Raw genomic sequence first — 17,625 nt, forward strand, 5'->3', positions numbered from 1 at the left:
AGGGCGATCAGCTCAGACACGCCGGTGAGGGTGCCAAGCGTCAGGAAGGAAGGCAGCGGGGGTCAGGCGGAAGGCGACGCGACGCGGTAGCGCGCGGCGGGTTCGCTGCGGGACAGGTTGGGCAGCATCGCCTGACGGGCGGCCTCGTAGGCGTGCCACTGGGCGGCATCCGGCAGGGCCGGGATGGTCACCAGTTCGCCCGCGTCGAGCCCGGCGAGCGCCGCGTCGACCATGGCGGCGGCGGGCATGACGATCTCGCCCGGCAGATGCTCCACCGGCGTGCCGGCGGTTCCCCAGAAATCGGTGGCCGTGGCGCCGGGCAGAACCGCCTGGACCCGCAATCCCTTGGCGGCCAGCTCGTGGTGCAGCGATTGGGTCAGCGCCAGGACGAAGGCCTTGGCCCCGCCATAGACGCCGTTGAGGATTTCCGGCCCGATTGCGACGATGGAGGCGATGTTGACGATCGTGCCGCGTCCGCGCGCCACGAAGGCCGGCGCGGCCGCGTAGGTCAGCCGCATCAGCGCCGTCACGTCGAGGTCGATCATCCGCTCCATGGCATCGACGTCGGCCGAGAGCAGCGGGGCCGTCGCGCCGACTCCGGCGTTGTTGACCAGCATGGTGATGCTGGCGTCGGTCGCCAGCACCGTCTCCACCGCGCGCCGGTCGGCCTTGTCGCCCAGATCGGCGGCGACAACCTCGACGGAGCGGCCGGTACGGTCGGCGATCTGCGCCGCGAGGCCGGCGAGCTTGCCACGGTTGCGGGCCACCAGGATCAGATCGTGGCCGCGGTCGGCCAGACGGTTGGCGTAGATTGCGCCGATGCCGGAGGACGCGCCGGTGACGAGCGCGGTGCCGAGAGGGGAAAGGCTCATGGGTCTGTGTCCTGTCTGCGGGCCGCGTCGTTGCCGCCCGGCGTGAGGACATGTTTAAAACACTTGGCGCTTGGCCTGAATGTCGTATATCCCTCCTTTTCAGCCACGAGAAGATTCCGCCATGCGCATCGGCTTCGTCATCTACCCGGGCTTCCAGATGATGAGCTTGGCTGCGGGTTCGGTGTTCGAGTTCGCCAACATCTGTGCGGGCGATCAGATCTATGAGCTGGTCACCGTCTCGGAGCATGGAGGGGCGGTGCGCAGTTCCACCGGAATGGCGGTGGGCAGCGAGTCCTTTGCCGGGCAGGACTTCGACACGGTGCTGGTGGGCGGCGGTGTGGAGGTGCCCCGGCCGAGCGACGGGCTGCGCGCCTGGATCGCCGGCCGTTTGCCCGCCGTGCGGCGCCTGGGCGCGATCTGCACCGGCGCGTTCGTGCTCGCCGAATCCGGTGTGCTGAACGGGCGGCGCGCCACCACCCACTGGCTTCTGGCGCGCGAGTTGGGGACGCGGTTTCCAGCCATCCAGGTGGAGGAGGACCGCATCTTCATCATCGACGGGCCGGTCTGGAGTTCCGCCGGCATGACCGCGGGCGTCGATCTGGCTCTGGCGATGGTGGAGAAGGATCTCGGCAATGACATCGCACGGTCGGTCGCCCGCAAGCTGGTCATGTATCATCGCCGCGGCGGCGGCCAGACCCAGCATTCGGAACTGCTGGAGATGGCGGCGAAGTCCGACCGCATCGAGGCGGCGCTGACCTACGCGCGGCAGAACCTGAAGAATTCGCTGTCGGTGGAGGAGTTGGCGGGGGCCGCCGCCTTGAGCCCCCGTCAGTTCAGCCGCGCCTTCCGCGCCGAGACCGGGCAGTCCCCGGCCAAGGCGGTGGAGCAATTGCGACTGGAAAGCGCGCGTCTGATGCTGGAGCAGACGCGGCACCCGGTCGAGATCATCGCCCGCGAGAGCGGCTTTGCCGATCCGGAGCGCATGCGGCGCGCCTTTCTGCGCGCCTTCGGCCAGCCGCCCCAGGCGATGCGGCGGGCCGCAAGGCAGGACGTGCGATCCACCGAGGCACCCGCTTGACCGGCTGGGGCCCACATCGGTGGATCGGTGCAGACCCCGCGTCCCGAAGCGCGCCAAGCCCATCACAAGACGGTGGCCTCGTCCTGCTAACCCGCCAACCCGTTGACGACCGGCCCGTTGACGCCAGTCCCTTTGGCAACAGGACCTTTGGCGACAGGACTTGGCCCCGAGGTCACCGCCTCGCGGTCCCAGATTCCGTCGTTCGACAACGCGCGCAGCTTGTGACGCTCCACTTCGCGCTTCGTCACGGAGCGGGGGAAGCTCTCCACGAAGGCGATGAAGCGCGGGATCTTGAAGGCGGCCATGCGGCCCTCGCACCACGCGGCGATGGCGGCCGGCTCCACGCCGCTGCCCGGTTCGCGGATGACGAAGGCCTTCACGTCCTCCTCCCCCTTTTCCGACGGCGTGCCGACCACCACGACCTCACGCACGCCCGGACACTGGCTGAGCACGCTTTCCACCTCATAGGCCGAGACGTTCTCGCCGCGGCGGCGCAGCCAATGGGCCTGACGCCCCGTGAAGTGCAGATAGCCGTCCGCGTCCAGATGGCCGAGATCGCCGGTGTGCAGCCACAAGTTCGACAGGCATTCCAGCGTGCGTTCCGGCGCGTTGAAATAGCCCGACATGAAGATGTGCGGGTATCGGGGGCGCAAGGCGATCTGGCCGGTGACGCCCGGCGGCATCGGTTGGTCATCCTCGTCCAGGATGGTCACTTCCGCCCAGCCGTGGGTCAGGCCGTTGGCGCGTGGCTTGGGCGAGTCCATCCGGTTGTTGACGATCAGCACGCCGCCGGTCTCGGTCAGCGAATAGACGTTGACGAAGCCGATGCCGAAGCGCTCCACGAATCGGTCGGAAACGGCGGGCGGGATCTGCCCCGTCACCCCCAGCGAGACGCGCACCCGGTGGTCGCGGTCGGCCGGGCTCTCCGGCTGTTCGGTCAGCACGGTGATCATGGTGCCGATGAGATCGACGATGGTCGCCCCGGTCTCCCTTACCCGCGCCCAGAAGTTGCTGCCGCTGAAGCGGCGGTCGATCACCGTGGGGATGTCGGCGACCATCGGTCCCATCACCCCCAGCATCAGCCCGCCGACGTGGAACAGCGTCAGGATTGAGTAATGCACATCGTCCGGCCGCGTCTCGAACGCCTCGACGTAGCGCATTCCCGCCGCGATCCAGGCGAAATGCGGCAGCAGGGCACCTTTGGGCAGGCCGGTGGTGCCGCCGGTGTAGATGATGACCGCAGGATCGCCACCGGACACCGCCACCACCGGCAACGGATGCCCCGGCTCCAGAAGCTCGGCGAAGGGCGGGAAGCGACCGCCTCCCCTCTCCTCGCCGTCGTCCACCGCGTAGACGCGCATGCGGGGCAGCCGGTCCGCGACCGCCTCGACCCGCTCCGCCAGTTCCCCATCCACCACCAGGACGGCGGGCGTGGCGTTGGTCAGGGTGTGGACGAGATCCTCCCCCACCAGACCGGCGTTCAGCGGCACCCAGATCGCCCCCAGCTTGCCGGCGGCGACCCAAGTCAGCAGATGCTCCGGCGCGTTGCGCAGGAAGCAGGCGACCCGGTCGCCCCGGCGCACCCCCAGCCGGTGCAGGTTGGCGGCCACGCGGCTGGACTCCCCGTCCAGCTCCCGGTAGCTCATCGCCCGTCCGGCGACGGTCAGCCGGGGCGCGCCCCCGTGCTGCGCCGCGCGAGCGGCGACCAGCGCCGGCAGCGTTTCCCATTGCACCGGAACGCCGTGGATTTTGCGCGTGATGGTCATGCGGCGGGCCTCTCTCATTCCGGCAGGATGCGGCGCTTCTGGAGTTCCTGGAGGAGATCGACGAACATCTCCTCGCTGTCCACGCAGTCGTGGAAGCCCAGCTTGCGCGCCTTGATCGTGCTCATGTGGTGCGGGTTGGGGCGCTGGCCGTAGCCGAACAGGAAGTCGGCGAACTGCCAGGACGGCACCACCTCGGTGTATTTGTAGGGCTTGAGACCGTGCTTGGCGACGACGCGGTCCCAGATCGGCTCATTCTGCGGCATGATGCGGGCCAGCGAGAAGGGCTGCGCCGGCTCCAGCTCCATGCGGAACAGCTCCGCCACCTTGGGGAACACGTTCTCCCAGACATAGACGTCGCCGTTGGCGATGTTGAAGACCTGATTGGCGCATTGCGGACTGGTGCCGGCCCATTCGGCAGCCTTGGCGATCAGCCGGGCGTCGGTCGCCTCGCCGATGCGCGACGCGCCGCCGGGGAAGCGCAGCGGCAGGCCGTATTCCCGCGACACCGCGGCGAAGACACCGATGGCGGTGATGATGTTCAGCGGGCTGCCGACCGCGAGGCCGCAGACGATCTGCGGGCGCAGCACGCTCCAGCTCCATTCCTTGCCCTGCTGGCGTTCGCTGATCCAGTCCTGCTGGTCGTAGTAGAAGTTGGGGCGCATGTAGCGCTGGTCGCTCTCGCGCGCCGGCTGGCGGAAGGGACCGAGATGGCCGCCATAGGCCTTGGTGCCCTGCAGCAGCGTGATGTGGCGCAAGTTGGGCGACACCGCCTCGACATTCTCGACCACGTTCTTCAGCATGGCGAGGTTGGTCTCGACATGGTCCCATTCCGACCAGCCGCGCGTCACGTCGGGCTTCTCGTAGACGGCGGTGTAGCAGATGTTGGTGACGCCCTTGATCTCGCGCAGCTTGCGGCAATCGTCGGGGTCGCGCAGATCGACGGCGGCCCATTCGGCGGTGGTCTCGAAATCCGGGGTGCGGCGCGACACGCCGCAGACGTCCCATTCCGGGGAGGCTTCGAAATGCTCCAGCATCGGGCGGCCGACGGTCCCCAGCGCACCCACGATCAGCATCTTCTGACGGGCCATGAACACGATCCTTCTGTGCGGAATTCTTAGAAGAGAGTCATCAGGTATTGGCGGTCGCCCAGCGGCTCGGGCGGGCCCTCGTAAATCTTGCGGCCGGTGCGCAGCACGGTGACGCTCTGCGCGATGGGCAGGGCGTGGACAACGTTCTGCTCGACCATCAGCACGGCCATGCGCAGCGCCCGGTTGACCTCGGCGATGGCCTCCATGACGCGCTGGACGAGGTTGGGGGCGAGGCCGATGGACGGTTCGTCGAGGATCATCACGTCGGGCCGGTGCATCAGCGCCATGCCCATCGCCAGCATCTGCTGCTGGCCGCCCGACATGGTGCCGGCGATCTGGCCGGCGCGTTCGCGCAGGATCGGGAAGAGGTCCATCACCGCGTCGCGGTTCGCCCGGATCTCCGCCGGGTCCTGCGCGGTGTAGGCGCCGAGTTCCAGGTTCTCGCGCACGGTCAGGCTGCGGAAGATGCCGTGCCCCTGCGGGACCAGAGCGATCCCCGCCTTCACATTGTCGGCGCAGCGCCGCCGGGTGATGTCCTCCCCCCGGTAGCGCACGGTCCCGGCGGACGGCCGCAGCAGCCCGAAGACGGAGCGCACCAGCGTCGTCTTGCCGGCCCCGTTGTGGCCCAGCAGCACGCGGATCTCGCCGGCCCGCACCGTCAGGTCCACCTCGTGGACCACCGCCCGCTTGCCGTAGCCGGCGCTGAGGCCGCGCACCTCCAGGACGGGTTCGGCGATCGGCATGGTGTGAATCTCGGTCATCCGAAATACCTCTCGGCCAGTTCGCGGTCCCGCATCAGCGTGTCCGGCGGTCCCTTGGTCAGCACGCGGCCCTCGTCGATGAAGACGATCTCGTCGCAGACGCCGCGGATGACCTCCAGATTGTGCTCGATGATGCAGACGGCCTTGTTGGCGCGGGCGAGGTCGCGGATCACCCCGCAGATGCGCTCCACCGTCACGGTGTCGAGGCCGGACAGCGGCTCGTCAAGCAGCAGCACGTCGGCCCCGGTCGCCAGCAGCCGGGCGATGACCAGCAGCTTCTCCTCGGCGTAGGACAGGTTGGCGGCGGTCTCGTCGGCCTTGGCAAGCAGCCCGACGAAGGAGGCGATCTCAAGCGCGCGGGCGACGTTCTCGCGGTCGGCCCGGCGGACGAGGCCGGGGCGGAAATAGACGTCCAGCGGGCGGTCGCCCGGCTGTGCGGGCAGCGAGACCAGGATGTTCTCCACCACCGTCAACTTGGTGAAGAGCTTCAGGTCCTGGAAGGAGCGGGCCAGCCCGGCGGCCACCACCTCGTGCGGCTTCAGTTTCGTCACGTCGCGCCCGCGGTAGAGGATGGTGCCGCCGGTCGGGCGCAGGAAGCCGGACAGCAGGTTGAAGGCGGTCGTCTTCCCGGCGCCGTTGGGACCGATCAGCCCGACGATCTCGCCGCGCTTCAGGTCGATGGTCAGGTCCTTGACCGCCTGGATGCCGCCGAAATGCTTGGACAGCGAGGTCGCGGAGACCACCACCTCTCCCGGCGTGCCGCCTGCGCGCTCAAGCGCGCCCATGAGCGGGCCGTTGGCGGGAACGCTGGACCGCGCGGCCCCGGTCGGCGTGCGGAACACCGTCTCGGGGAACAGCCCCTCCGGGCGCAGCCGCAGGATGACGATCAGCACCACGCCGTAGATCACCTGCCGCACCATGTCGGCGATGTCGCCCGGCACATGGACGAACTTCAGCCCCTCCGGCAGAAGCACCAGGATCGCCGCTCCGGCCAGCGAGCCCCACAAATTGCCCATGCCGCCCAGGATCACCATGGCGAGGATGAGGATGGTCTCCTCGATGGTGAAGGATTCCGGGTTGACGAAGGCGATGTAGTGGGCGACCAGCGAACCGGCGACCGAGGCCAGCCCCGCCGACATCGCGAAGACCACCAGCTTCATGCGGACGAGGTTTTTGCCGACCGCCTGGGCCGCCGCCTCGTTCTCCCGCATGGCGCGCAGCGAGCGTCCGAAGGGCGAGGCGCCGAGCCTCCAGGCGACAGCGCAGCACAGCGCCGCCATCACTGCGGCCAACGGCAGGAAGGTCACCGGGCTGGTCAGCGCCGTGCCGAACAGCGACACCGGGGGAATGCCGGCGATGCCGTCCGGCCCGCCGGTCAGCGGCTTGCTGTTCATCAGCACGTCGATGGTGATGGCCTGCAACGCCAGCGTGATGACGACCAGATAGTGGCTGCCCACCCGCATGGCGGGAAAGGCGACCAGCAGGCCGATGCCGGCGGTGACCACCGTCCCGGCCAGCAGGGTGAGGGGAAAGCCGATGCCGAGCTTCGTCGCCAGGATGCCGGCGGCATAGGCCCCGCTGGCGTAGAAGGTGGCGTGCGCCAGCGCGAAGATGCCGCCGAAGCCGATCAGCAGGTTGAAGGAAGTCGCCAGGATGCCGTAGAGGCAGACCATGACGAGGATGTGGGCGAGATATTCCATGACTGTGCCTCTCCCCTAAGCCCGGCGGACGATGCCGGAGGGGCGGGCCAGCAGGAACCCGAACAGCACCACGAAGACGATGGTGTTCTGCCACTCGGTGGGGATCTGCCACATGCCCAGGCTCTGCACGAAGGCCAGCAGGAAGGCGGCGATGACCGCCCCGCGCAGCGACCCCACCCCGCCGACGATCACCGCGACGAAAGCGACGAACACCGCGCCGAAGCCCATGTTGGGGTTCAGCCCGTCGCGCAGCAGGACCAGCGCCCCGGCCACCGCCGACACGGCCGAGCCCAGCGCGAAGACCAGGATGGACAGCCGCGTGGTGTCGATGCCGATGACGGTGGCCATCTCGCGGTTGTCGGCCATGGCGCGGATGGCCTTGCCGTAGCGGCTGGCCCGCAGGAACAGCGCGATGCCGCAGCCGACCAGCAGCGCCGCCGCCACCTGCCCCAATTGAACCGTCGTGAAGAAGGCGTTGCCGACGAAATGCACGTCGTAGGCGACGCTGTCGACCGTCTTGACCCCGGTGCCGAAGACGATGCCGATCAGGTTCTTCATGACGATGAACAGGCCGAGCGAGGCGACCAGAACGACGAAGGGCGGGCTGCCGCTGATCTCGAACGGGCGGTAGATGAACAGGTAGCAGCCGACGCCCAGCGCCGCGGTGAAGGCGATCCCCAGCAGAACCGCCGCCCAGAAGGGCAGCCCGGCGAGCGCCGCCAGCGCCCAGATGGCGTAGGCGCCGACCGCGTAGACCGGCCCATAAGCGAAATGCACGACGCCGGTCGTCCCGAAGATCAACGCGAAGCCCATCGCCAGCAGGGCGAAATGCGCGCCGTTGAACAGACCGTTCAGGGTCAGTTGGATGAGCAAATCCATGGAATGGCGCTCCTGTCTCTTTCCCTTCTCCCCCCTGGGGAGAGGGTTGGGGTGAGGGGGTTGCGCATGGCGGGACGTCCGGCAAAAGCGCAACCCCCTCACCGGCCCTCCGGGCCACCCTCTCCCCGCTTTTGGCGGACCAAAGGTCCGCCTGTCGCGTCAGCGCAAACTTCGTTTGCGCGTGAGCGGAGGGGAGAGGGTTACTGCATTGAATCTGCGGCTATTCGCCCGAGGTGAACTTCACGAATGTCTGTTGGCCGTTCTCCAGGCGGAACACCGCGACCGGCTTCTGCGCCACGCCGTTCTTGCGGAAGGTCAGCGTCTTGCCGTAGACGCTGTCGAAGGTCGGGTTTTCCCACAGCGCCTGGACCAGACGCTCGCCGCTGTAATAGTCGCCGCCCTTGGCCTTCGCCCGCCGGATCAGTTCGGCGATGACGTAGACGCCCTCGTAGTAGTTGGCGGCGTAGAAGTCCGGCATCTCGCCGAACTTCGCCTTGTAGGCATCGGCGAAGCGCTTGGACCAGGGATTCTCGTCGGTGGCGGCGAAATAGTCGGTGACGACCTCCACCCCCTCGGCGTGCTTTCCGGCGACCTTGGTGTCCTCGGCGGTCCATTCCATGCAGTAGACCGGCTGCTTCATGCCCAACTCGCGCATCCGCTTCACCGCCAGCCCGGCCTGCGGCGTGGTCGGCCAGTTGGCAATGGCATCGGGCTGGGAGGCGCGCAGCTTGGCGACCTGGGTGTCGATGTTGGCGGCGTCGGCCTGGAACTGCTCGGCAGCGACCATCTTCAGCCCCATGCCCTCCCACGCCTTGGTGGTGGCGGCGATGGTGGCGTCGCCGAACTCCGATTTGATGGCGATCTGGGCGAGCTTCTTGGCCCCCTGCTCCGCCGCGCGGTGGGCGATGCCGGCGGCCAGATCGGACGCCATGGAGCGGATGTTGAACATGTAGGGGGAGGTGCCGACCGTCTGGGCGCTGACCCCGCCGCCGTTGATCATCATCACCTTCTTCTGGTCGCCGATGGGCATGGTGGCCAGCGTCACCGTGGAGAAGGAGGGGAGCACCGCCTTCACCCCCTCGACGTCGATCAGCCGGTTCATGCCGGCGACCGCCGCCTGGGCGCTGCCGCTCTTGTGGTCCTCGATGACCAGCTGCAGCTTGACGCCGTCGATGCCCCCCTGGGCGTTGATCTCGTCCACCGCAAGCTGCGCCCCGGCGCTCATCACCTTGCCGTAGTGGGGCGAAGCACCGGTCATCGCGAAGATGCCGCCGATCTTGTAGACCGCCGGGTCGGCGGCCAGCGCGGCGCCGCTGGTGAGCGCGCTGCTCAGCACGAGCGCGGCGAACAGGGTGCGTTTCGACATCGTTCCCTCCCAGGAATCCGTTGTTCGGGGGTGACGCGGTCCCGTTGGCGGGACTCGTTGCCGTTTCGAAAGAAATCAGCGGGCAAAAGACAGCCCGGACAGCAGCCGCCGGACGGACGGCGCCGCGTGGTTCTCGGCCAGCAGCGGGGCCAGCCGCGCGGTCTTCTCCGCCATCGACGTGCGGCTCTCCATCCGCAGGATGCGCCGGCCCGCCGCCAGCGCGTCCAGCCGGTCGCGGTAGTAGGCGATGCGCGACTCCGCCGTCTCGGCGAAGCCGTCGGCGGGCAGGATCTCCGTCAGGAAGCCGAAGCCATAGGCCTGCGCCGCGTCCATCATTCGGCCCCCCGCCAGGATCTGGAAGGCCAGCGCCGCCGGCAGCCGTTCCGTCAGGGCGGCGTGGACGAAGGCCGGGTAGAGGCCGAAGCGCATCTCCGGAAAGCCGAACTGCACATCGTCAGCGCCCAGAACGAGGTCGCTGAGGCACGCCACGATGCAGCCCGCCCCCAGCGTCCGGCCGTGCACCACGCTGATCACCGGCACCGCCGATCCGTGCAGCGCCTGCATCGCCGCCCGCAACGCCTCCTCCTGGGCAGCGAAGGCCTCGGCACCGCGGCTCATCTCGGCGACATCGCCGCCGGCGCAGAAGCCGCGCGGTCCTGCCCCGTCGATCGCCACCAGGGCCGCGCCGTCGGCGGGCGCGCCGTCCACGGCCTCGGCCAGTGCCCGCAAGGTCGCGGTGTCGAGCGCGTTGATCTTTGCGGGGCGGTTCAGGGTGATGCGCCGCAGGTCGCCGTCGTCGCGGACGAGAAGCGTTTCGGTCATGACGCCGTCCTCCCCGCCCCGTGCAGGATGCGGCCGGCGATCACCGTCTCCCCATGCTGGTTGTCGATCCAGACGTCGTAGCCGTCGCCGTCGGCGCGGCGCTGGCCGCCCGCGGTCACCACGTCGTCCTCGCGCACCGGGCGCAGGAAGCGGATGTCGAGCGTCGCGTCGGACACCGCCGCCTCGCCCAGGCTGCGGCGGACCGACTGCCAGAGCAGGTTCACCGACAGCAGGCCGTGGGCGATGATGCCCTTCATCGGCGTCTTCGCCGCGAAGTCGGGATCGACGTGGATCGGGTTGAAGTCGTCGGTCAGCTCGGCGTAGAGCCGGATCGCCGCGCGGTCGATCCGCTTGGTGACCGGGGTCAGGCGGTCGATGGTGGTCGTCCCGTCCGCCATGATCAGGCCGCCCACAGGATGGTCATGCGGCCGCGGAAGCAGGGGGTGCCGTCCTCCCCCACCGTCTCGGTGTCGAAATGGACCCAGCGGCGGTCGCGCTTCAGCTCCTTTCCGGCGCAGGCGATGCGGGTGGTCAGCCGCTCCCCGACGGCCGGGCGGCGCAGCATCTCGTAACGCTGGGACCCGTGGATGTTTCCCGGCGGGCGCGGCACGACGAGGCTGGAATAGGCCCGCATGGTGGCCACCGCGATCATCCCGGCGGGCATCCGCCCGTCCGGCGGGTCGTCGGGGTAGAGGCTGGTCCAGCGCTCCATCAGCGCGTCGGACAGGTGAAGCTCCTCGGCGCCGAAGGCGGCGCCCTCTTGGAGCGTGTCGAACAGATGCATGGATGGTCCCTCCCGAAGGGTTGGGTTCACTCCACCAGGGGCCGGACCTGCGGCAGCGCGCCGCCGCCGGCCAGCGGCTCGAAGAGGACGCGGACGCGCAGGCCGATGCGGGCGTCCGACGGCGGGCAGCCGCGCAGATTGACCATCAGGCGGAAGCCCTCGTCGAAATCGACCAGCGCCAGGACGTAGGGCGCGTCCGCCTTGAAGGCCGCGGTCGGCGCCCGGTGGACGATGGTGAAGCTGTGGATGGTGCCGAGCCCGGCGGACCGCTCCGTCTCCGGCCCTGGAGCCCGGCATTCGGTGCAGAAGGGCCGCGGCGGAAACTGGACGTGGCCGCAGGCGGCGCAGCGCTGAAAGGTCAGCGCCCCCTCCGCGCAGGCGTCCCAGAAGGCGCGGGTGTCGGCGGTGACCAGCGGAACGGGCTTTGCGGGTAACGGATCGGTCGCGGTCATCGTCAGGCCCTCCCCAGGATCAGCGAGCAGTGGGCGGACAGGATGCCGCCGTCGCCGTGAACGAAGGCGGTTTCCGCCCCCGCCACCTGCCGGGCCTTGGCCTCGCCGCGCAGTTGCCGCACCGCCTCGACGATGTGGAACATGCCGCCCGCCGCCCCCGAATGACCGTAGGACAGCAGCCCGCCGTGGGTGTTGCAGGGCAGGACCCCGTCCAGCTCCAGCGCGCCGTCGAGAATCGCCGGACCGGCCTCCCCCTTCGCGAAGAAGCCGATGGATTCCAGTTCGGCCAGCAGGGTGATGGTGAAGCTGTCGTAGATCTCGGCGACGTCGATGTCCGCCGGGGTCATCCCGGCCATGGCGAAGGCCTGCGCCGCCGATTGCCGGCAGCCGAAATCGGTCAGCGACGGCATGGCGAAGGCGTGCTCGTGCGTGTTCATCTGGCCGTAGCCGAGAATCGACACCGCGCGGTCCGTATGGTCGGCCGCCGCGTCGGCGGCGCTGATGACCAAAGCGGCGCCACCGTCCGAGACGAGGCAGCAGTCGTACAGCCGCAGCGGGTCGGCGATCATGCGGGCGGACAGCGCCTGCTCCATGGTCAGCGGGTCGCGGGCCTGGGCGTTGGGATGGCGGCGCGCGTGGCCGCGCTGGGTGACGGAGATGGCGGCGAGATGCTCCGCCGTGACGCCCCGTTCATACATGCAGCGCCGGGCGACCAGCGCGTAGGCCGCGGGGATCGACATGCCGTAGGGGCGTTCGAACTGCGGGTGCCCAACCTCAGCCAGCGCGGCGACGGCGCCGCTGCGCCCCAGCCCGGTCAGCCGGTTGTCGGCGCAGACCGCCAGCACGTTGCGGCAGATGCCCGCCCGCACCAGCGCCGCCGCCTGCATCACCAGCGCGCAGGCGGTCGCCCCGCCGGCCTGGACGGCGGCGCTGTAGGACGGCGCGATGCCGAAATACTCGTTGAAGACCGACGACAGCATCAGATGCGGCTCGGCCAGCGAATAGGCGCAGAGCACGCCGTCCACCTCGTCGGCCCGCAGGCCGGCGTCGGCCAGCGCCGCGGACGCCGCTTCGGCGTGAAGCGCCATGCAGCCGCTGCCGTCCAGCCGTCCGACGGCGGTGTCGGCGGCTCCGGAGATCACCGGGGTCATCGTGTGGTCTCCCGTGGGGAAAGGGGGGCGGCGGCCCGGCCCGGTCCGGCGAGCAGCCGCCCGATGCGCCGCGTGGTGTCGCGCAGGTCGCCGGCCATGGCCGCGGCCCGCTCGTCGGAGAACTGCGCGGTCAGCCCGACCGCGGACAGGGCCAGGAAGGGACGGCCCTCGGCGTCGAGGATCGGGCTGGACACCGTCGTCACGCCGCGCGTGAAGCCGTCGCGGTCCACCGCGTAGCCGGCGGTCCGCGCCTCCTCCACCTCGGCCAGGAATTGTTCGAAGGGCGGCGGGTTGTCCTGGCGGACGGCGGCGTACTGGCGGCGCATCTCCTCCACTGGCAGGCCGGCGTGCGCCGCCATGCAGCGGCCGAGCGCGCCGACCAGCAACGGCAGCCGATGGCCGATCCGCATGTGGATCTGGATGGCCGAGCTGGACACCGCCTGATCCACCAGCATGACGCGGTGGTCGCTGACCCGCAGCCACGCCGTCATCGGCGTCTGCCACGCGGCGGCCAGCCGTTCCAGCTCCGGATGGAGCAGCCGGGTGTAGCCGACCTGATCGAGCGCGCTGCCCGCCAGTTCCAGGAGCCCGGCGCCCAGCCGGTAGGCCTTGCCGACCTCCTCGAACTGGACCACCCGCTCCGCGGCCAGGGTCTTCAGGATGTTGAAGCAGGTGCTCGGGTTGAGGCCGAGCGCGCGGGCGACCTGCGCGCTCGACACCGCCCCGTCCTGCGCCGCCAGATGGCGCAGGATCGCGAAGGCGCTGACCACCGCGCCGACCGGCTTGCCGGCGTTGAACGTCGTCGAAAGGGTGAAGGACTCCCGGTCCTGGTCGTCGGTGAGCATGGCGCGCTCTCGGTTCTCTATTGAGAATTCTATTTTCTATGAAGATTATGAGTGCGCAAATATTGTTGGTCAAACGAATTATCTGTTCTTGGCATTGTTTGAAATGCATACCCCCATAGTCATTTTGCACGGCTGCTCCCCTCCGCCTTCCGAACGCAAAACGGCCCCGCCGGGAGGGGCGGGGCCGTTCGTGCCGTAGGGTTGTGGCGCCTGCGGATCACCAAGCCAGTTCGAGGATCTCCCGGACGTCGTCCTCTCCGGTGATCGGGCGCGGGTTGCTGCGGACCATCATGTTCTGCATCGCCCCGGCGGCGATGGCGGCGAAATGGTCGCGCGTCACGCCGACCGCCCGCAGGCCGTCGGGCTGCCCCAGGGCGCGCACCAGATCGGCAACCGCCGCCGCCGCGTCGCCGTCCTCCCGCCCCAGCGCCTGCGCCACCAGCCGTTGGCGGTCGGCGTTCACCGGGTGGTTCCAGCGCAGCACGCTGGGCAGCATGACGCAGGAGCAATGGCCGTGCGGCACGTTGGCGACGGCGCCGAGCTGGTGGCCGATGCCATGGCTGGCTCCCCATTCCACCCGCCCCAGCCCGGTCGAGGCCAGCCAGACGCCGAGCTGGCTTTCCAGCCGCGCGTCGAGATCGTCCGGCCTCTCCCGGTTGGCGGGGAGGGAGCGCGCCAGCATCGCCAGCCCGTGCAGGCAGGTCGCATCGGTGAAGGGCTGGGGCTTGCGGGAACAGACCGTCTCCACCGCGTGGTCGACGGCGCGGATGCCGGTGGACAGCCACAGCCGCTCCGGCGTGTGGACGGTCACGGCGGGGTCGAGGATGACCACCTGCCCGCCGATGTACCGCCCGGTGTACAGGTCCTTGACCCGGCGGTCCGGGTCGGTGGCCCCGCCGAGGTTGGAGAATTCGGCGCCCGACAGGGTGGTCGGCACGATGATCTGGCGCAGCGGCGGGTCCTTCACCGCCGGGACGATGCGGGTCCCGTCCTCGGCGACGCGGATGCGCACGGCGTCGAACCCGGCGGTGTCGGTGATGCCCTCGGCCAAGGCGACCAGGGCGACCTTTACCGTGTCCATGGGCGTGCCGCCGCCGACCGTGACGATCAGGTCCGGCCCCAGCTGCCGCACCTCCTCGGCCAGCGCCAGGACGGAGGCGCGCGGCACATGCTCGACGCAGGTGTCGAAGACCCCGGCGCACCTCGTCCCCAGCGCGTCGCGGATGGCGGCGACGACGCCCGTGGCTCGGCTCAGCGTCCGGCTCGCCACGATCAGCGCGCGCTGCTTTCCCAGCTTGGCGACGGTTTCCGCCACCGCCTCCGCCGCCGGGCGGCCGTAGATGACGCGGTCCTGCGCCAGGAACTCGTAGACGCCTGATTGCATGGTGGTTCCCTCCCGTTGTCGATTGGGGACACTTGCCCCCCCTAACCCTCCCCGCTTTCGCAGGGGAGGGGACGGACGCCGCTTCGCAAAAGGCACCCTCCCCTGCGTCAGCGGGGAGGGCCGGGGTGGGGGCACGCGGCGCGAGCTTACCCGCCCAGATAAGCCGCCGACAGCGCCGGATCGGCGGCCAGCTCCGCCGCCGGACCGCCGCGCACCACCTGCCCGCGCCGCAGCACGCAGCCGGAATGGGCGACGCGCAGGGCGATGGCCGCCACCTGCTCGCACAGCAGGATGGTGGTGCCGCGCTCGCGGCAGACCGACTCGATGAAGCCGAAGATCTGCTGCACGATCACCGGCGCCAGCCCGAGCGACGGCTCGTCGAGCAGCAGGTAGCGCGGCTCGTGGATCAGCGCCGCCGACAGGATGACCATCTGCTGCTGACCGCCCGACAGCATCCCCGCCGGAGTCTGCCGCCGCGGCGCCAACATGGGGAATTGCTCGTAGACGCGGTCGGCCACCGCGCGGAAGTTGCCGCCGCGGTTGCGGAAGTCCCAGGCAACCTTCAGGTTCTCCTCCACCGTCATGCGGTGGAACAGCCGGCGTCCTTCCAGCGCGTGCGACAGGCCGCGGCGCGCCCGCTCGTGCGGGGAAAGCCGCGTGATGTCGTCGCCATCCAGCGCGATGCGCCCCGCCGCCGCCGGGACCAGGCCGGAGATCGCCTTCATCAGCGAGGATTTGCCGGCCCCGTTGGCGCCCAGGATGGCGGTGATGGTCCCCGGCTCGGCCCGCAGCGAAACGCCGCGCACCGCCTCGACCGGTCCGTAGCGGACCTCCAGCCCGTGGATTTCGAGGCCCCCCGCGCGATTGATCCCGTCAGGCATGGACGGTCTCCCCCGGGTGGGTTTCGGTGCCGAGATAGGCGGCAACCACCGCCGGGTCGCGGTACATGCCGGCCATGCCGCCCTGGTAGATGACCCGCCCGCTGTCCAGCACGACCACGCGGTCGACCAGTTCGTTGAGGAAATCCATATGGTGCTCGATCAGGATCACGCCGACACCCCGTTCCTTCAGATGGCGGACCAGCCCGCCCAGCCGTTGCAGTTCAACCTCCGACAGGCCCGCCGCCGGCTCGTCGAGCATGACGAGGCGCGGGTCGGCCAGGATGACGCGCGACAGCTCGGTCATCCGCTGGTCGCCGTAGGGCAGATCGCGCACCGGCGTGTCGGCCAGATGCGACAGGCCGGCCATGGCGATGATGGCGTCGGCGCGGCCCAGCATCGCGGCGTCCTCGCGCAGGGCGCCCGGCAGGTTCAGCGCCGCCGCCAGCGGATTCTGCCGGTAGAGCCGGTGCCCGCCGAGCAGCACGTTCTCGCGCACCGTGAAGGCGGGGACGAGCCGCGGGTCTTGGAAGGTGCGCAGCGCGCCCCGCCGGGCCACCGCGTGGTCGGGCAAGCCGGTGATGGCCGCGCCCTCGAAGGTCACGCGCCCGTCGCCCGGCCGGTAGATGCCGCTGATGATGTTGACCAGCGTGCTCTTGCCCGAGCCGTTCGGCCCGACGAGGCCGAGGATCTCTCCCGCCCCCACGCTCACCGAGGCGTTGTCGAGCGCCCGCAGCCCGAGGAAGCTGATGGAAACCCCCTCCGCGCTCAGCAGCGGCCCGCTCCCCGATGGTTTCAGAGCGGCGGGGGGCGCGGCCCGCAGCGGCGCCACGTCCTTGGCGAAGCGCGGGCGCGGCAGCAGCAGCCCGGCCAGCCCGCGCGGCAGCAGGACGAAGGACAGCAGCAGGATCAGGCCGTAGACCATGAACTGGTACTCGGCGAAGATCTGGAGCTTCTCCGGCAGATAGGTGAAGACGACGGCGCCCAGCACCGGCCCGGCCAGCGTGCCCAACCCGCCGACCACCGCCATCACCAGCACCTCCACCGAGCGGTGAAGCCCGAAGGTCTCCGGACCGAGATAGCCGACGAGATGGGCGTAGAAGCCCCCCGCCAGACCGGCCAGCGCGGCGCTGAGCATGTAGGCGTTCCGCTTGGTGCGGGCGCGCGGCACGCCGATGCTGCCGGCGGCCACCTCGCTGACATGGATGGCGAAGAAGGCGCGGCCGAAGGGGCTGGTGACGAAGTTCCGCAGCAGCCACACCACGCCCGCGACCACCGCCAGCATGATCTGGAAATAGGCGGTCGGGCCGACGGACCAGCCGAACAGGGTCAGCGTGCGCAGGCCGGGCGACGGCACGCCGCTCAGCCCCATCATGCCGCCGGTGACCGAGGTCCACTCGCGCACCACCTCGTAGAAGATCATGCCGAAGCCGAGCGTCATCATGGCGAGGTAGAACTCGCGCACCCGCCCGGCGGCGAAGGACAGCAGCCAGCCGCTCAACGCCCCCATCGCCGCGCCGGACAGCAGGGTCAGCGGCAGCGGAAGCCCGAAGTTCTTCATCAGCAGGGCGGAGCCGTAGGCGCCGATGCCGAGGAATCCGGCGTGGCCCAGCGAGATCTGGCCGGCGACGCCGGTCAGCAGGTTGATGCTCTGGGCCAGCAGGACGTTGACGAGAAGGAACGACCAGATCTGCACGGTGGAGCCGCTGACGAACTCCGCCGCGACGCCGAGCGCCACCAGCAGGGCCGCGACCACCGGGGTCCGGGTGAGGAAGGAGAGGAGATTCCGCATCGCTGGC

General features: G+C 69.7%; 17 protein-coding genes. 1 reads left to right on the plus strand and 16 read right to left on the minus strand.

What is annotated here, in order from left to right; all coding sequences use genetic code 11:
• Window positions 1-62 precede the first annotated feature (62 nt).
• Window positions 63-872, minus strand: coding sequence for an SDR family NAD(P)-dependent oxidoreductase (locus tag ACWPXE_RS23460; RefSeq protein WP_454019748.1), 810 nt, complete (start codon window positions 870-872; stop codon window positions 63-65).
• Window positions 873-993: 121 nt separating this feature from the next.
• On the opposite strand from ACWPXE_RS23460, the gene ACWPXE_RS23465 reads away from it, so the two are divergent.
• Entirely contained in the window at window positions 994-1,950 is a 957-nt protein-coding gene (locus ACWPXE_RS23465) for a GlxA family transcriptional regulator (RefSeq protein ID WP_454019749.1), read from the plus strand.
• A gap of 86 nt (window positions 1,951-2,036) precedes the next feature.
• On the opposite strand, the gene ACWPXE_RS23470 is transcribed toward ACWPXE_RS23465, so the two are convergent.
• The 15 genes from ACWPXE_RS23470 to ACWPXE_RS23540 all read right to left on the minus strand — a co-directional run bounded on the left by ACWPXE_RS23470 (window position 2,037) and on the right by ACWPXE_RS23540 (window position 17,618).
• Window positions 2,037-3,716, minus strand: a complete 1,680-nt coding sequence (locus ACWPXE_RS23470) for an AMP-binding protein (protein ID WP_454019750.1) — start codon at window positions 3,714-3,716, stop codon at window positions 2,037-2,039.
• A gap of 14 nt (window positions 3,717-3,730) precedes the next feature.
• On the minus strand, window positions 3,731-4,804 hold the full coding sequence (locus ACWPXE_RS23475; RefSeq protein WP_137118482.1) for an SDR family oxidoreductase: 1,074 nt from the start codon (window positions 4,802-4,804) through the stop codon (window positions 3,731-3,733).
• A 26-nt stretch (window positions 4,805-4,830) separates the two neighbouring features.
• The gene (locus ACWPXE_RS23480; protein WP_051658670.1) at window positions 4,831-5,565 is read right to left on the minus strand and encodes an ABC transporter ATP-binding protein; all 735 of its coding nucleotides are present in this window, start codon (window positions 5,563-5,565) and stop codon (window positions 4,831-4,833) included.
• Entirely contained in the window at window positions 5,562-7,265 is a 1,704-nt protein-coding gene (locus tag ACWPXE_RS23485; protein ID WP_454019751.1) for a branched-chain amino acid ABC transporter ATP-binding protein/permease, read from the minus strand. The genes ACWPXE_RS23480 and ACWPXE_RS23485 overlap by 4 nt, the downstream gene beginning before the upstream one ends.
• Before the next feature lie 15 nt (window positions 7,266-7,280).
• Window positions 7,281-8,144, minus strand: a complete 864-nt coding sequence (locus ACWPXE_RS23490) for a branched-chain amino acid ABC transporter permease (protein WP_454019752.1) — start codon at window positions 8,142-8,144, stop codon at window positions 7,281-7,283.
• A gap of 220 nt (window positions 8,145-8,364) precedes the next feature.
• Window positions 8,365-9,510 (minus strand): ABC transporter substrate-binding protein, encoded by a 1,146-nt coding sequence (locus ACWPXE_RS23495; protein WP_454019753.1) that lies wholly within the window; start codon window positions 9,508-9,510, stop codon window positions 8,365-8,367.
• A gap of 75 nt (window positions 9,511-9,585) precedes the next feature.
• Window positions 9,586-10,332, minus strand: a complete 747-nt coding sequence (locus ACWPXE_RS23500; protein WP_454019754.1) for an enoyl-CoA hydratase/isomerase family protein — start codon at window positions 10,330-10,332, stop codon at window positions 9,586-9,588.
• Entirely contained in the window at window positions 10,329-10,730 is a 402-nt protein-coding gene (locus tag ACWPXE_RS23505) for a MaoC family dehydratase (protein WP_454019755.1), read from the minus strand. Before ACWPXE_RS23505 ends, ACWPXE_RS23500 begins: the two co-directional genes overlap by 4 nt.
• A gap of 2 nt (window positions 10,731-10,732) precedes the next feature.
• On the minus strand, window positions 10,733-11,116 hold the full coding sequence (locus ACWPXE_RS23510) for a MaoC family dehydratase (RefSeq protein ID WP_114857313.1): 384 nt from the start codon (window positions 11,114-11,116) through the stop codon (window positions 10,733-10,735).
• Window positions 11,117-11,142: 26 nt separating this feature from the next.
• Window positions 11,143-11,568: a Zn-ribbon domain-containing OB-fold protein gene (locus ACWPXE_RS23515; RefSeq protein WP_454019756.1), complete on the minus strand. Its 426-nt coding sequence runs from the start codon at window positions 11,566-11,568 to the stop codon at window positions 11,143-11,145.
• 2 nt (window positions 11,569-11,570) lie between these two features.
• Window positions 11,571-12,719: a thiolase family protein gene (locus ACWPXE_RS23520; protein ID WP_454019757.1), complete on the minus strand. Its 1,149-nt coding sequence runs from the start codon at window positions 12,717-12,719 to the stop codon at window positions 11,571-11,573.
• Window positions 12,716-13,564, minus strand: coding sequence for an IclR family transcriptional regulator (locus ACWPXE_RS23525; protein ID WP_454019758.1), 849 nt, complete (start codon window positions 13,562-13,564; stop codon window positions 12,716-12,718). The genes ACWPXE_RS23520 and ACWPXE_RS23525 overlap by 4 nt, the downstream gene beginning before the upstream one ends.
• Window positions 13,565-13,781: 217 nt before the next feature.
• Window positions 13,782-14,948 carry an iron-containing alcohol dehydrogenase gene (locus ACWPXE_RS23530; protein WP_454019759.1) on the minus strand — a complete coding sequence of 389 codons (1,167 nt, stop codon included), beginning with the start codon at window positions 14,946-14,948 and terminating at the stop codon, window positions 13,782-13,784.
• A gap of 146 nt (window positions 14,949-15,094) precedes the next feature.
• Window positions 15,095-15,829, minus strand: coding sequence for an ABC transporter ATP-binding protein (locus ACWPXE_RS23535; protein WP_454019760.1), 735 nt, complete (start codon window positions 15,827-15,829; stop codon window positions 15,095-15,097).
• The gene (locus ACWPXE_RS23540; RefSeq protein ID WP_454019761.1) at window positions 15,822-17,618 is read right to left on the minus strand and encodes a branched-chain amino acid ABC transporter ATP-binding protein/permease; all 1,797 of its coding nucleotides are present in this window, start codon (window positions 17,616-17,618) and stop codon (window positions 15,822-15,824) included. The genes ACWPXE_RS23535 and ACWPXE_RS23540 overlap by 8 nt, the downstream gene beginning before the upstream one ends.
• Between the last annotated feature and the right edge of the window lie 7 nt (window positions 17,619-17,625).

The organism is Azospirillum sp. Marseille-Q6669 (assembly GCF_965111635.1).